This is a genomic window from Stenotrophomonas sp. LMG 10879 (genome assembly GCF_002750935.1).
Taxonomy (GTDB): domain Bacteria; phylum Pseudomonadota; class Gammaproteobacteria; order Xanthomonadales; family Xanthomonadaceae; genus Stenotrophomonas; species Stenotrophomonas lactitubi_B.
Map to the genome: position 1 here is coordinate 16,558 of NZ_PEJT01000004.1, position 15,548 is coordinate 32,105.

The window sequence follows — 15,548 nt, forward strand, 5'->3', positions numbered from 1 at the left end:
TGTGCCAACCAAGGTTGGCACCTACCACCGGCGCATCAATCCGCCGCGTTTCCCGCCGCGCCCATTCCATCCACCGCCTGCCGGCCCAGCGCCGGGTCATCGGTGAAGAACGCATCGATGCCGGTCGCCAGGTAGGCGCGCATCTCGGCGATCGACCCTTCCGCATTGCGCGCATTGTCCGCGCCCTTGCGCAGGTTGCTGGCCTGGAAATGGTTCTCCGGGCGGAAGGTGTACGGGATCACCATCAGGCCCACGGCGTGCGCATCGCGCACCAGCGACGTCGGCGTACCCAACGCACCGTTGGCATCCAGCGGGATGATCGAGCGCAGCTCCGGGCCGATGCCATCGGCATAGGTCGCGATGTCCTTCAGACCTGCTGGCGTCATCATCTGCGCATAGGTCAGCGCACCGCCGGCCTTGGCGATGTCGGCCGGCTGGGTATCGCCCTTCCACAGCAGCTGCAGCAGGCGGATGTTGCTGCCACGCGGGATCTTGCCGCGCAGGTAACGCAGGTTGGCGGTCTCGAACGACTGGATGGTGACCGGGCCGACGTTGGTATAGGCGTTGCCACGCAGCGCAGCCAGCACCTTGTCTTCCATCGGCAGGCCGATCGACTGGAAATAAGTCGGGTGCTTGATCTCCGGCACCAGGCCGATGCCACGGTTGGCACGACCGGCCTGCTGGACCAGGAACGCCAGGATCTCGTCCAGGCTGGCGATGCGGAACTGGCCGTCATAGGCGGTGCTGCGGAACTCCGGCAGTCGCTCGCGGGCGTAGAGGGTCTTCAGCTCGGCGAGGGTGAAGTCTTCGGTGAACCAGCCTTCGACCGTCTGCCCATCGATGACCTTGCGGGTCTTGCGCTTGGCGAATTCCTTGTGCTCGGCCACATCGGTGGTGCCGCCGATCTCGTTCTCGTGGCGGGCCACCATCACCCCGTCCTTGGTCATCACCAGGTCCGGTTCGATGTAATCGGCGCCGTCGGCGATCGCCTGCGCGTAGGCCGCCAAGGTGTGCTCGGGCAGCAGCGCGCTTGCACCGCGATGACCGTAGACCGACACCTTGGGCGCGGCCGGAGGGGAGGATTCAGCACTCATGGCCACCGATGGTGCCACGGCCAGCGACAACAGCAACGCACGACCCCACGACTTCACTGCGACTTCCCCAAAGCGGTTTGTGATGGGCGTCAGTATGCGGCGGGAATGTGACAGGTTGGGGGAGCTGGGGCCGGATCCCCGAAGGGGCTCCGACCCCACTCTGACAGATACGGATCTCCAAGATGCGGTAGTCGCCGACCTTGGTCGGCGCTCTGCTATTGGGGTTCCATGGCCCCGGATGCCCGGTGCCAACCAAGGTTGGCATCTACCACAGCATGAGCCGTGCGATTGATCGATGTCGGGGGTCAGAGCCCCTTCGGGGATCTGACCCGGCACTACTTGCCAATGCAGAAGCTGGAGAAAATCCTTCCCAGCAGATCATCCGCACTCATCTGCCCGGTAATCTCGCCCAGTGCATCGTGCGCCAGCCGCAGCTCTTCGGCCGCCAGCTCCAGGTGCTCGTGCACCAGCTCTGCATCGGCACGCTGCGCATGTTCCTGTGCGCGCTCGATGGCATCCACGTGGCGCGTACGCGCGGAGAACTCACCGTCCACCTGCTCGCCCGCACCGGCCGAGGCGATCGAACGCAGACGCGCATGCAGGTCGTCCAGTCCCGCGCCGGTAGCGGCCGAGACGAACACACGATCCGGATCGTCCTGCTCGGGCGTTCCCAACAGCAGATCCGACTTGTTGTGGATGTAGACCTTGTGTGGCACGCCGGCCACGGCATCGCCCAGCGCCGCTTCACCCGCCACCGGGTCACGCGCGTCCAGTACGATCAGCGCCAGGTCGGTGCGCTCGATTTCCACATGCGCGCGACGCATGCCTTCGCGTTCGATGGCATCGCCACCCTCGCGCAGGCCGGCGGTATCGACCAGGGTCAGCTCCAGGCCATCCAGGCGGATGGTCTCGCGCAGCGTGTCGCGGGTGGTGCCGGCGATGTCGGTAACGATGGCGCGCTCGCTGCCGGCCAACGCGTTCAACAGCGAACTCTTGCCGGCATTCGGTGGACCGATCAGCACGGCATGCAGGCCATCGCGCAGGCGACGGCCGCGCTCGGCATCACGACGCAGCAGGGCCAGGTCGCTGCGGGCCTGCTCGAGCCCGCGCCGCACCTGTGCACCGCCCAGCGTATCCAGCGGTTCATCGGCGAAATCGATCGCCGCTTCCACGTGGATGCGCAGCAGCACCAGCTGTTCGACCACTGCATCGATGCGGCGCGAGAACACGCCGTCCAGCGAACGGCGTGCCGCACGTGCAGCGCGGTTGTCACCGGCGGCGATCAGATCGGCGATGGCCTCGGCCTGGGCCAGGTCGAGCTTGCCGTTGAGAAACGCGCGCTCGCTGAACTCACCTGGCCGCGCCTGGCGTGCGCCCAGCGTGATGCAGCGCGCGACCAGTTGCTGCAGCAGCACTGGGCTGCCATGCCCCTGCAGCTCCACCACCTCTTCGCCGGTGAAGCTGTTGGGCGCCGGGAACCACAGCACGATGCCATCGTCGATGACCTCGCCATCGGCATCGCGCAGGCGCGCGTAATGTGCATGGCGCGGCCGCAGTGCAGGCGCACCCAATGCGTTGGCAATGGCGGCTGCACGCGGGCCTGACAGGCGCAGCAGGCCGACACCACCTGCACCGGGTGCGCTGGCAATGGCCACGATGGTCTCGGTGCGGGTCATCTCGTTCATCGCTCAGAGCTTCTCCAGCTGCGCGCGCGCCTGAGCCGCACCACTGCCTTGCGGCTGCAGTGCCAGGTAGGTGGTGTAGGCCTGCTTCGCCTTGGCCTTGTCGCCCGCGTGGAAGTACGCATCGCCCAGGTTGAGATGGGCCACCGCGCGCGACGGATCGATCTTCAAGGTGTTCTCCAGCCAGCGCGCCGCTTCGGCGTAGCGTTGCTGGCGGTAGTAGACGAAGCCGAGGTTGTTGGCCGCCTGGGCGAAGTCCGGGCGCAGCTTCAGCGCCTCGGTGAACTGGAGGGCGGCTTCGTCGTACTGCTTCTCGCGGTACAGCTGCAGGCCACGGTCATTGGCCTGCTGCGCGCGCTGGCGGTCGGAGGCCGGGCCGGCGGTCGGCACCACCAGCTTGGCCTTGCCGCCCTGCAGGTCGGCCACGGTCACCGGCGCCTGGGCGCCCTTGGCATCCTGCGCGGCATCAACCTTGTTGTTCAGTGCGATCGCATCGGGCGTCAGCTGCCGGGTATCGGCGTTGAGGTATTCCTGGCTGTCCGGCACCTGGAACACGAACTCGCCGCCCTGCGAACCGGGCAGGCTGCCGAACGCCGGCGTCTGCTGCGAGACCGCCGACACCGCCGGCGCCACATAGGCGGCCAGCTCGGTACCGGTGATCAGGCCATCGCCATTGAGATCGCCCTTGCCGGCCAATGCCTGCAGCAGCACCCAGGTGAACACCGAATGGCCATTGGGGCCGGCGTCGGCCACCTGCTGGTCGGCGCCGCCGGCGGTCAGCATCTGTCGCGCGCTGCGGCGCGCGTTCTCGCGCAGGAACGACGACGACGACGGGCCGCCGCGGGTCAGGCCGAGGCCGCTGTAGCAGGCATCCATCACGAACATCACATGCTTGGCCTGCATGCTCTCGGCGATATTCTGGATGTCGGTCATCGCGATGGCGTCGGTGGCGAATTCCTTCGGGTCCGAATCGACCGGAATGATGTAGCCCAGGTCACGACCAGAGGCGAGCTGGCGCGTCGCGCCATGGCCGGCGAAGAACACGAACACGCGATCATTCCTGCCGGTGCGGTCATCGGACAACCGGTCGTGGAAGGCGGCCAGGATGTTGTTGCGGGTGGCCTGTTCGTTCTTCAGCACGATCACCTGCGAGGACGGGAAGCCGAACTGCCCGGTCAGCGTATCGGCCACCGCCTGCGCGTCGTGGCTGGCGTACTCCAGCTTCGGCCACTTGGCATAGTTGTCGATGCCGACCACGATCGCCCACGATTTTTCGTAACCGGTGGTGACGGTGGCATCGCGGTCGCTGCCCTTGCGCGGTCGAGCGACGCTGAAGTCGCGGCCATTCCAGCCGGCGAACTGGTAGCCGTCGGCGATCAGCCGATCCAGGATCTGCGGCAGTGCCTTCACCGCACGGTCGTGGATATCGTGGAACAGGATGATGCCGCGCTGTTCCTTGTTCACCTGGTCGAGCACGCGCTGCACGATCGATTCCGGCACCGGGTCGGCCCAGTCCATCGAATCGATGTTCCACATGATCGACTTCAGGCCCGCTTCGTTCAGCAGCTGCAGGCCTTCAGCATTGCGCGCGCCGTACGGGAAGCGGAACAGCGGCGCGCGCTTGCTGTCGACGTCCTTCAGCAGGGTGTCGGTGTCCAGCACCTGCTGGCGCAGCGCATCGCCGGTGGTACGCGACAGCTGCGCATGGGTCAGGCTGTGGTTGCCGACGGCGTAGCCCTCTTCCATCAGGTTGCGGCTGATCTTCGCCATCGGCCCAAGGCTGACCTTGCCGTCGGTCTCGACCTTGCCGAGGTTGCGGCCGACCTCGAAGAACACACCCGGTACGTCGTAGCGCTTGAGGATGGCCACCACTTCATCGGTATAGGCCTTGTGCGGGCCATCGTCGAAGGTCAGTACCACCGTCTTCGGCGGCAGGTCGCGGCCGAAGATCTCGCGGTCGCTGTCCTTCATCGACATCGGGTACGGCTTGATCACGCCGTAGTCGCGCAGGATCGCTTCGCGGCTGTAGTCCTTGTGCAGGTGCACGATGTAGTCGTCCCACTTCTCGCGCTTCAGTTCGATGGCACGGGTGCGCTCGAAGCGGCTGAAGATGCGGGTCAGTTCCTGGTTGTAGTTGCGCTCGATCTCGTCCAGCGCCTCCAGGTCTTCGCCGATGCGCTGGTGCAGCTTCACCGCCGGCAACGAGGAATCGGCGCCGATGCGTTCGTGCAGGTCACGCAGCACTTCGCGGAATGCAAGGCGATCGGCATCGAACAGTTCCGGTGCCGACTCGATGTAATCCAGCACCGTGCCCAGGGTAGCGAAGCGCTGCGGGCTGCTACCACGCAGCAGCGTGTCGAACTGCGCGGCAATGGCGCTGCGCTGTTCCAGGCCGTCGTGGAACAGCTGCTGGCCGATGCGGGTGGAGGTGGTGCGATCGGCCGCGGACTGCTGTTCCTCATCGGCCAGCAGCACGATGACCCGGCGATAGCCGTCGAGCTGCTTCTGCAATGCGCCCAGCAGCGGTGCTGCGGCCGGGTCGGCGGCAGCGGCAGCCTGTGCGCTCGGCTGGGTGACCGCCGCCGGTGCCTGCGCGTCCTTGTCGCCGCAGCCGGCCACGAGCAGGGTCAGCAGCAGGCTGGGCAGGAACAGGCGGAACGACGGCGCACGCGGCATGGCGGACTCGAACAATGGGGAATGGTGTGCCGGCGATTCTAACGCCGCATGCGAAAAGCCCGCCTTGCGGCGGGCCTTTGCTGGGTCGATCGACCCTGGGGAGCAGTCGACCAAGGTCGACGTCTACCTCTTACTTCTTCTTGACCGGGGCGGTGGCCGCCGTGGCCGGCACCGGATCGCTGCCGTGGCGCTTGGTCATCCACCACTGCTGCAGCAGGCCCAGGCCACCGTTGACCACCCAGTACAGGACCAGACCGGACGGCATGAAGGCCATCATGACGCCGAACACCAGCGGCATGAACTGCATCATCTTCTGCTGCATCGGGTCCATGCCCGGCGCCGGCGTCAGCTTCTGGGTGAACCACATCACCGCCACGTTGATCACCGGCAGGATGAAGTACGGATCGCGTGCGGTCAGGTCCTGGATCCAGCCGAACCAGGGCGCCTGGCGCAGTTCGACCGATTCCACCAGCACCCAGTACAGGGCGAAGAAGATCGGCATCTGGATGAGGATCGGCAGACAGCCGCCCATCGGATTGATCTTTTCCTTCTTGTACAGCTCCATCATCGCGGTCTGGAACTTCTGGCGGTCATCGCCATAGCGTTCCTTCAGCTGTGCGATGCGCGGCTGGAAGCGACGCATCTTGGCGCCACTCTTGTACTGCGTCGCCGACAGCGGATACAGCACGATCTTCAGCAGCACCACCAGGCCGACGATGGCCCAGCCCCAGTTGCCCACCAGCTTGTGCACCTGGTTGAGCACCCAGAACAGGCCCTGGCCGATCACCGCCATCATCGAGAAGCGGCTGTAGTCGACCACACGGTCCAGACCCGGCACGTCTTCCTTGGCGATCAGGTTGACCAGCTTCGGGCCGACCCACAGGCGGGCCTCGGTGCTGGTGGACTGGCCCGGGGCCACGGTGAAGGCCGGGCCGCGCGCTTCGATCAGGTCACGACCGGCCACCTGCGACAGCACGTAGTGTGCGGTCTGGTCCTTCTGCGGGATCCAGGCGGTGAAGAAGTGGTGCTGCAGCATCGCCAGCCAGCCACCGGTGATGTTCTGGTTGAGCGCGCCATCGTCCAGGTAATCCTTGAACGCACGACGCTGGTACTTCTTGTCGTTGTCGTACCAGGTGGCACCGTTGAAGCTGAACGAGTCCGGGTTGGTCATGCTCCGCGACAGGATGGTCGGGGTGCGGTCCAGGGTGCGGTAGACGTAGCCGTTCCACGGCGCGGCGCCAGCGTTGCTGACTTCGTCCTTGAAGCGGATCGCATACTCGTTGCGGCCCACGATCAGGGTGCGCTTGATGGTCACGCCGTTGTCGGCGGTCCACACGAACGGGACCTGCAGTTCGTCCTGGCCCTTGGCCAGCACGAAGTCGCGGGTATCACCGACCAGTTTGAAGCCGTCAACGCCCGGCACCGGGGTGTTCTTGTCTTCGCTGGCCCAACCACTGATCGCGCTGTACGGATGCGCGGGATCTTCGGTCAGCAGGCGTACCGGGGGGCTGCCTTCGTCCTTGCTCTGCGGGAACTGCAGCAGTTCGGCATCGAGCACGCGGCCACCATCGAGCACCAGGCGCAGCACGTCGGTGGTGATGGTCACGCGCTGTGCGGACGGGGTGGCGCTGGCCTGGGCCTGTACAGCGGGCTGGTCCGGGGCACCGGGAACCTGCGCGCTGGGGATGCTGCCCGGGGCTGCACCGGGGACGCTCTGTGCGGCGGCCGGGGCCGAGCTGGTCGTCGGCGCCGGGGTCGGGGCGGACTTCTCACGGCTCCACTCCATCCACAGCAGCACGGCCACCATCAGCCAGGCAAAGATCAGGAAAACACGGGTCTGGTTCATCAGCAGGCAGGCTCAGCGGGGCCGGGACGCGGTGCCGGCTCGGTGACGGAGGAAATGGCAATGCCATCAGGCGGCGGCATTGTGCCGTCCACGCCCGGCGCGGGCAATGCGCGCAGGCGCCGCAACAGGCGCAGGAAGGCCTGGCGGATATCTTCGTTGCTGGCATGACGCGCAGCAGTACGAGCCACGACGACGAAGTCGCCTGGCTGTATGTCGGTTCGTGTCTGACGCAAGGCGTCGCGCAGGACGCGCTTGATCCGGTTACGCCCAACGGCGTGAGGATCGACCTTGCGGGAAACCGCCAGACCCAGCCTGGCCGGCCGGTCAGCCGGTAGCCAGTGCAGGGTCATCAGCGGATCGGACACACGGCGGGCGCCGTTGAAGACCGTTGAATATTCGGCACGCGTGCGAACCCGCGCAGAGCGAGGGAATCGCTTGCGCGGGTCTGCAGTATTCACTGTCGAATGGATTGCGTCTGCCGCTGGATGCGGCATGGCAATCAGGCGCTCAGGACTTTGCGGCCCTTGGCGCGGCGACGCGACAGGATCTTGCGGCCGTCAGCGGTCTTCATACGGGCACGGAAGCCGTGGTCGCGCTTACGCTTGAGGTTGCTGGGCTGGAAGGTGCGCTTGGTGGCCATGTGGGCCTCTCGTATGAATGGGACGGAAAGAACCGGAAATTTTAGAGAGGTGTCCCCCCTCCCGTCAACCCCTGTCTGCTACGCCAATTCACCGGGCTGTGCAATAGCTGTGGATCTTTTTGTGAATAAGTAGGGGACAAGCATTCCGAAGGCGGGCGCTCGGTGGTAGGCTGAGCCATCCATTTCCCCCTTTCAGGCCTGTGTTTGGGCGCCTTTTCGCGCCTATGCATCGGCCACCGGACAATTATTGCTGATGGATGCCTGGTCACGTAGTCTCGAGCGACTCGAGGCGGAGTTCCCGCCCGAGGATGTTCACACCTGGTTGAAGCCGCTGCAGGCCGATCTGCGCGCTGACAGCCTGGTGCTGTATGCACCGAATGCCTTCATTGTCGATCAGGTGCGCGAACTGTACCTGCCGCGGATCCGCGAGCTGGTCACCCACTTTGCCGGTTTCGGCGACGTTTTTCTTGAAATCGGCTCGCGCCCGCGGCCCGTGGACGCGCAGATCGCGCCGGTTTCCAGCCATTCGGCGCAGGCGCCGGTGCAGCCGCAGGTCCCGTTCGCCGGCAACCTGGACAACCACTACACCTTCGCCAACTTCGTCGAAGGCCGCAGCAACCAGCTGGGCCTGGCCGCAGCATTCCAGGCGGCACAGAAGCCGGGCGACCGCGCGCACAATCCGCTGCTGTTGTACGGAGGCACCGGCCTGGGCAAGACCCACCTGATGTTCGCCGCCGGCAACGCGATGCGTCAGGCCAATCCGGGCGCCAAGGTGCTGTACCTGCGTTCGGAACAGTTCTTCAGCGCCATGATCCGGGCCTTGCAGGAAAAGACCATGGATCAGTTCAAGCGCCAGTTCCAGCAGGTCGACGCGCTGCTGATCGATGACATCCAGTTCTTCGCAGGCAAGGACCGCACCCAGGAAGAGTTCTTCCACACCTTCAACGCGCTGTTCGATGGCAAGCAGCAGATCATCCTGACCTGCGACCGCTATCCGCGCGAAGTCGAAGGCCTGGAAGCGCGCCTGAAGTCGCGTCTTGCCTGGGGCCTGTCGGTCGCGATCGAGCCGCCGGACTTCGAGACCCGCGCTGCGATCGTGCTGGCCAAAGCCCGCGAGCGTGGTGCCGAGATTCCAGATGACGTTGCGTTCCTGATTGCCAAGAAGATGCGCTCCAATGTGCGCGACCTCGAGGGCGCGCTGAATACCCTGACCGCCCGCGCCAATTTCACTGGCCGCGCGATCACCACCGAATTCGCCCAGGAAACCCTGCGCGATCTGCTGCGCGCCCAGCAGCAGGCGATCAGCATTCCCAACATCCAGAAAACCGTTGCCGACTACTACGGGCTGCAGATCAAGGATCTGCTGTCCAAGCGTCGGACCCGGTCGCTGGCCCGTCCGCGCCAGGTTGCCATGGCGCTGACCAAGGAACTGACCGAACACAGCCTGCCCGAAATCGGCGACGCCTTTGCCGGTCGCGATCACACCACGGTGCTGCATGCCTGCCGGCAGATCCGCACCCTGATGGAAGCCGACGGCAAGCTCCGCGAGGACTGGGACAAGCTGATCCGGAAGCTGAGCGAATGATGCACGTACGCCGATGAGGCGTCACCGCATAAAACGGTGCAGAATCCGGTAGCAAGCGCGGGACAGGGTGTGGATAAAAATGCCGTTGGATTTCGCGGAAGATTTATCCACAGCTTTCCCCACCCCTTGGGGGCTGGTAATGCAGAGGGTTTCGAAGCCTGAAACCCCTTTGTTTACAAAGACTTAGCTGTGTTTTCCAGCGATTCTGGCTCTACCAGCACCACCAAGCTTTTGATTTATTCCACATTTTTTTAAAGCATAGGGGCACGGAACCACATGCGTTTCACACTGCAGCGCGAAGCCTTTCTCAAGCCGTTGGCACAGGTCGTCAACGTGGTCGAACGCCGCCAGACCCTTCCGGTTCTGGCCAATTTCCTGGTGCAGGTGCAGAACGGCCAGCTGTCGCTGACCGGTACCGACCTGGAAGTGGAGATGGTGTCGCGGATCGCGGTTGAAGATGCCCAGGACGGCGAAACCACCATTCCCGCCCGCAAGCTGTTCGAGATCATCCGCGCCCTGCCCGATGGCAGCCGGATCACCGTCTCGCAGACCGGTGACAAGATCACCGTGCAGGCAGGACGCAGCCGCTTCACCCTGGCCACCCTGCCCTCCAACGACTTCCCGTCGGTGGACGAGGTGGAAGCCACCGAGCGTGTTGCGATCGGCGAAGCCACCCTGAAGGAGCTGATCGAGCGCACCGCGTTCGCAATGGCCCAGCAGGACGTGCGCTACTACCTCAACGGCCTGCTGTTCGATCTGCGCGGCGATGCCCTGCGCACCGTCGCGACCGACGGTCATCGCCTGGCACTGTGCGAAACCGATCTGGCCAAGCCCAGCGGTTCCAAGCGCCAGATCATCGTGCCGCGCAAGGGCGTGACCGAACTGCAGCGCCTGCTGGAAAGCGGCGATCGCGAGATCGAGCTGGAAGTCGGCCGCAGCCACGTCCGCGTCAAGCGCGACGATGTCACCTTCACCTCGAAGCTGATCGATGGTCGCTTCCCGGATTACGAGGCAGTGATTCCGATCGGTGCCGACCGTGAAGTGAAGGTCGACCGCGAAGCACTGCGTGCCTCGCTGCAGCGTGCCGCGATCCTGTCCAACGAGAAGTACCGCGGCATCCGCGTGGAAGTCTCGCCGGGCAACCTGAAGATCAGCGCGCACAACCCGGAGCAGGAAGAAGCCCAGGAAGAAATTGAAGCCGACACCACGGTCAGCGATCTGGCTATCGGCTTCAATGTGAACTATCTGCTGGATGCCCTCTCCGCGCTGCGCGACGAAGAAGTGATCATCCAGCTGCGCGACTCCAACTCGTCGGCGCTGGTACGTGAATCGAGCAGCGAGAAGTCGCGTCACGTGGTGATGCCGTTGCGTCTCTGACCTTCGCGCAGTTCCACGTGGAACACATGGACGCTCGGGATTTCCCGAGCGTCTTTTTTTTGTTCCACGTGGAGCATCGGTGCCAGATCTTTCTGGCACCTTCGGGCTTGCGGTTGATGGGAGGTTCCAGGCTTCCCCGCTCTTGCGTGGGATCCGCGCTGTGGTGGATCCAGCGAGGAGTTCCAGTCCTTCAGGAATGCTGAGTCCGCTTGGATGCGATCAGGGCGCGGTCCTGGATCAAGCGACCTGCCCTGCGTGCTGACCTCTCTGTCCACAGGCCTCGTTCGCGGAAAGTCGGGGCCTCCCTAGCTTCTAAATCTGGGTATAAATCAAAAGCTTGGTGGTGATGGTAGGGCCAGATTTCATGTAAAAGTAGGCTATGTTTTTGAATTGAAAGAACTTTATAGGTCTGAAACCCCCTGTATATAGCCCATCAAGCCTGGGGTGAAACCTGTGGATAGTTTTGACGCGAGGGAAAAGTGCCTTTTTTATCCACAGTTCGCCCACACCTTGTGTATAAGTCATACAGTCCCGCTGTGGATGGCGTGGAACGGGTGCTTCGAATTTCTTGAAATCTGTGGAACCTGGCAGGGCCGTTGTCAGCAGATTTCAAAGAATTTTCGGAGTACTGACGGTTACCGTGGCGCACCTTCAGGCCGGGTGGGCGTACAACCGCCGCCGGATTGTTGAAATCTGGGCTCCCTGAGCCTGGGCGGGCCGCTGGATTTGAACGATTTCGGCCGCTGTCCCATCGTCTTTCGCTGGCAGTCACACTCCCGATCACGTGAAACATGTGTTCTCCGGCACCGCCAGGGCTCACTGATCGCGGACCGCGTCCAGCCATGACGGCTGGCTTGACCAATGCAGTAAGCTGGGTGATTCCCCGCCCCTCTACCGCCATGTGCGGATGGTCTGTCGCATCCCATGCAGATTCGTCGTCTTGCCCTCCATCAGTTGCGTCGATTCGATGCGGTGGAGCTGTCGCCCCAGCCAGGGGTGAATCTGCTGACCGGTGACAATGGTGCTGGCAAGACCAGCGTCCTTGAAGCGCTGCATCTGATGGCCTATGGGCGGAGTTTCCGCGGGCGGGTACGCGACGGCCTGGTGCGTCAGGGCCATGAAGCGCTGGAAGTCTTCGTGGAATGGGACGAACAACGCGGTGATCTGCCCGCTCAGCGGCGAAAGGCGGGCCTGCGCCATAGTGGGCAGGAGTGGAAGGGGCGTCTGGATGGCGAAGACGTCGCTCAGCTCGGAAACCTGTGTGCCGCTCTGGCGGTGGTCACCTTTGAACCAGGCAGCCATGCCTTGGTGAGTGGTGGTGGTGAACCGCGCCGGCGTTTCCTCGATTGGGGCCTGTTCCACGTGGAACCAGACTTCCTTTCCCTGTGGCGGCGCTATTCGCGGGCGTTGAAGCAGCGCAACGCCCTGCTCAAGCAGGGCGGGCCGTCGCGGATGCTCGATACCTGGGATCACGAGCTGGCCGAGGCGGGAGAGCCGCTGACCAGTCGTCGGCAGCACTATCTGGAGCGGTTGCAGTCCCGGACGATCGCATTGGCCGAGGCATTGGCTCCTCAGCTGGGAATTGTGGGCCTGAATCTAAGCCCGGGCTGGCGCCGAAGCGAGGTTCCACTGGCAGATGCACTGCTGCTGGCACGTGAACGCGACCGTCAGGCGGGTTATACCTCGCTGGGCCCGCACCGGGCGGACTGGAGCGTGGCCTTCCACAGCATTCCAGGTCGCGATGCGCTCTCACGCGGCCAGGCCAAGCTCACCGCCCTCGCCTGTCTGCTGGCCCAGGCAGAGGATTACGCCGAGCAGCGTGGCGAGTGGCCCGTTATCGCGCTCGACGATCTGGCCTCGGAGCTGGATCGCACCCACCAGGCCCGGGTCCTGCACCGATTGTTGGCTGCGCCGGCGCAGATCTTCATCACCGCAACTGAAACGCCTGCGGCACTGGAGACCCTGAGCGACGTCACCCGGTTCCACGTGGAACATGCACAGATCGTGGCTGTGCCATAGTGGGCACGGCAAGGCCGCTCAGCCCCGGCTGGTATAATTCAGGCTGCTATCCCTTCATTCTCGGCACATCGCTCAAAGCGGTGTCCGACCTGCGGAGCCTACGGCAAGCGCAATGACCGACGAACAGAACACCCCGGCAAACAACGGCAACTACGACGCCAACAGCATTACGGCCCTGGAAGGCCTGGAGGCTGTCCGCAAGCGCCCAGGCATGTACATCGGCGATGTCCATGACGGCACCGGCCTGCATCACATGGTGTTCGAGGTCGTCGACAACTCGATCGACGAAGCCCTCGCCGGCCATGCCGACCACGTCTCGGTGACGATCCATGCCGATGGCTCGGTAGGCGTGTCCGACAACGGTCGTGGCATCCCGACGGGCAAGCACGAGCAGATGAGCAAGAAGCTCGACCGCGACGTGTCTGCAGCCGAAGTCGTGATGACGGTCCTGCACGCAGGCGGCAAGTTCGACGACAACAGCTACAAGGTTTCCGGCGGCCTGCACGGCGTGGGTGTCAGCGTGGTCAACGCGCTGTCGCAGAAGCTGGTCCTGGATATCTACCAGGGCGGTTTCCACTACCAGCAGGAATACGCCGACGGCGCAGCACTGCATCCGCTCAAGCAGGTCGGCCCCAGCACCAAGCGCGGCACCACCCTGCGCTTCTGGCCCTCGGTAAAGGCTTTCCACGACAACGTGGAATTCCACTACGACATCCTGGCCCGTCGCCTGCGCGAACTGTCCTTCCTCAATTCCGGTGTCAAGATCGTGCTGGTGGATGAGCGTGGTGATGGCCGCCGCGACGACTTCCATTACGAGGGCGGCATCCGCAGCTTCGTGGAGCATCTGGCGCAGTTGAAGACGCCGTTGCACCCGAACGTGATCTCGGTGACCGGCGAATCCAACGGTATCACCGTGGAAGTGGCGCTGCAGTGGACCGACTCCTACCAAGAGACGATGTACTGCTTCACCAACAACATTCCGCAGAAGGACGGCGGTACCCACCTGGCCGGCTTCCGTGGCGCGTTGACCCGCGTGCTCAACAACTACATCGAGCAGAACGGCATCGCCAAGCAGGCCAAGATCAACCTGACCGGCGATGACATGCGCGAAGGCATGATCGCGGTGCTGTCGGTGAAGGTGCCCGATCCCAGCTTCTCCAGCCAGACCAAGGAAAAGCTGGTCAGCTCGGATGTGCGCCCGGCCGTGGAAAGCGCGTTCGGCCAGCGCCTGGAAGAGTTCCTGCAGGAAAACCCGAACGAAGCCAAGGCCATCGCCGGCAAGATCGTCGACGCAGCCCGTGCCCGCGAAGCCGCGCGCAAGGCGCGCGACCTGACCCGCCGCAAGGGTGCGCTGGATATCGCCGGCCTGCCGGGCAAGCTGGCCGACTGCCAGGAAAAGGATCCGGCGCTGTCCGAACTGTTCATCGTCGAGGGTGACTCGGCAGGTGGTTCGGCCAAGCAGGGCCGCAACCGCAAGAACCAGGCGGTGCTGCCGTTGCGCGGCAAGATCCTCAACGTGGAACGTGCACGCTTCGACCGCATGCTGGCGTCCGACCAGGTGGGTACGCTGATCACCGCGCTGGGCACCGGCATCGGTCGCGACGAGTACAACCCGGACAAGCTGCGGTACCACAAGATCATCATCATGACCGACGCCGACGTCGACGGCGCGCACATCCGCACCCTGCTGCTGACGTTCTTCTACCGTCAGATGCCGGAGCTGATCGAGCGCGGTTATGTCTATATCGGCCTGCCGCCGCTGTACAAGATCAAGCAGGGCAAGCAGGAGCTGTACCTGAAGGACGATCCGGCACTGGACAGCTATCTGGCCAGCAGCGCGGTGGAAAATGCCGGGCTGGTGCCGGCCAGCGGCGAACCGCCGATCGACGGCGTGGCACTGGAAAAGCTGCTGCTTGCCTACGCCGCCGCGCAGGACACGATCAACCGCAATACCCACCGCTACGATCGCAACCTGCTCGAAGCGCTGGTCGACTTCATGCCGCTGGAGCTGGAAAACCTGCGCACTGCAGGTCCTGGCGAAGGCCTGGACGCGCTGGCCAAGCACCTCAACCAGGGCAACCTCGGCAGCGCCCGCTTCACCCTGGAACTGCAGGAACCCAACGAGCAGCGTCCGGCTGCCGTACTGGTGACCCGCAGCCACATGGGCGAACAGCACATCCAGGTGCTGCCGCTGTCCGCGCTGGAAAGCGGCGAACTGCGCGGCATCCACCAGGCAGCGCAGCTGCTGCACGGTCTGGTCCGCGAAGGCGCGGTCATCACCCGTGGCGCCAAGTCGATCGAGATCGACTCGTTCGCGCAGGCCCGCAACTGGCTGCTGGACGAAGCCAAGCGCGGCCGTCAGATCCAGCGATTCAAGGGTCTGGGTGAAATGAATCCGGAACAGCTGTGGGATACCACCGTGAATCCCGATACCCGTCGCCTGCTGCAGGTACGTATCGAAGATGCGGTCGCCGCAGACCAGATCTTCAGTACCCTGATGGGTGATGTGGTCGAACCGCGTCGTGACTTCATCGAAGACAACGCGTTGAAGGTCGCCAACCTGGATATCTGACACAATCGGATCATGGCCGGCGCGCGGGGAGGTGCGCCGGCTTTTGTCCCTTGATCG

At 64.1% G+C, this 15,548-nt stretch carries 10 protein-coding genes; 4 read left to right on the plus strand and 6 right to left on the minus strand.

Features of this window, described 5'->3' with window-relative positions; translation table 11 throughout:
- Positions 1–35: 35 nt before the first annotated feature.
- The 6 genes from CR919_RS07070 to rpmH form a co-directional block, all read right to left on the minus strand.
- Complete coding sequence (locus CR919_RS07070; protein ID WP_099819416.1) at positions 36–1,151, minus strand: glycerophosphodiester phosphodiesterase; 1,116 nt, start codon at positions 1,149–1,151, stop codon at positions 36–38.
- 278 nt (positions 1,152–1,429) lie between these two features.
- Entirely contained in the window at positions 1,430–2,779 is a 1,350-nt protein-coding gene (mnmE, locus tag CR919_RS07075; protein WP_099819417.1) for a tRNA uridine-5-carboxymethylaminomethyl(34) synthesis GTPase MnmE, read from the minus strand.
- A gap of 3 nt (positions 2,780–2,782) precedes the next feature.
- The gene (locus tag CR919_RS07080) at positions 2,783–5,452 is read right to left on the minus strand and encodes a polysaccharide deacetylase family protein (RefSeq protein WP_099819673.1); all 2,670 of its coding nucleotides are present in this window, start codon (positions 5,450–5,452) and stop codon (positions 2,783–2,785) included.
- 130 nt (positions 5,453–5,582) lie between these two features.
- On the minus strand, positions 5,583–7,298 hold the full coding sequence (gene yidC / locus CR919_RS07085; protein WP_099819418.1) for a membrane protein insertase YidC: 1,716 nt from the start codon (positions 7,296–7,298) through the stop codon (positions 5,583–5,585).
- On the minus strand, positions 7,298–7,792 hold the full coding sequence (rnpA, locus tag CR919_RS07090; protein ID WP_025875580.1) for a ribonuclease P protein component: 495 nt from the start codon (positions 7,790–7,792) through the stop codon (positions 7,298–7,300). The genes yidC and rnpA overlap by 1 nt, the downstream gene beginning before the upstream one ends.
- A gap of 5 nt (positions 7,793–7,797) precedes the next feature.
- Positions 7,798–7,938 carry a 50S ribosomal protein L34 gene (gene rpmH, locus CR919_RS07095; RefSeq protein WP_006404565.1) on the minus strand — a complete coding sequence of 47 codons (141 nt, stop codon included), beginning with the start codon at positions 7,936–7,938 and terminating at the stop codon, positions 7,798–7,800.
- A 253-nt stretch (positions 7,939–8,191) separates the two neighbouring features.
- Here rpmH and dnaA point away from each other — a divergent pair, with 253 nt between their 5' ends.
- The 4 genes from dnaA to gyrB all read left to right on the plus strand — a co-directional run bounded on the left by dnaA (position 8,192) and on the right by gyrB (position 15,491).
- Positions 8,192–9,523, plus strand: a complete 1,332-nt coding sequence (dnaA, locus tag CR919_RS07100; RefSeq protein WP_089241915.1) for a chromosomal replication initiator protein DnaA — start codon at positions 8,192–8,194, stop codon at positions 9,521–9,523.
- A gap of 276 nt (positions 9,524–9,799) precedes the next feature.
- On the plus strand, positions 9,800–10,900 hold the full coding sequence (gene dnaN / locus CR919_RS07105) for a DNA polymerase III subunit beta (protein WP_005411731.1): 1,101 nt from the start codon (positions 9,800–9,802) through the stop codon (positions 10,898–10,900).
- Between the two features lie 924 nt (positions 10,901–11,824).
- On the plus strand, positions 11,825–12,919 hold the full coding sequence (gene recF / locus CR919_RS07110) for a DNA replication/repair protein RecF (RefSeq protein WP_099819419.1): 1,095 nt from the start codon (positions 11,825–11,827) through the stop codon (positions 12,917–12,919).
- A 112-nt stretch (positions 12,920–13,031) separates the two neighbouring features.
- Positions 13,032–15,491: a DNA topoisomerase (ATP-hydrolyzing) subunit B gene (gene gyrB / locus CR919_RS07115; protein ID WP_099819420.1), complete on the plus strand. Its 2,460-nt coding sequence runs from the start codon at positions 13,032–13,034 to the stop codon at positions 15,489–15,491.
- The last annotated feature ends 57 nt before the right edge of the window (positions 15,492–15,548 follow it).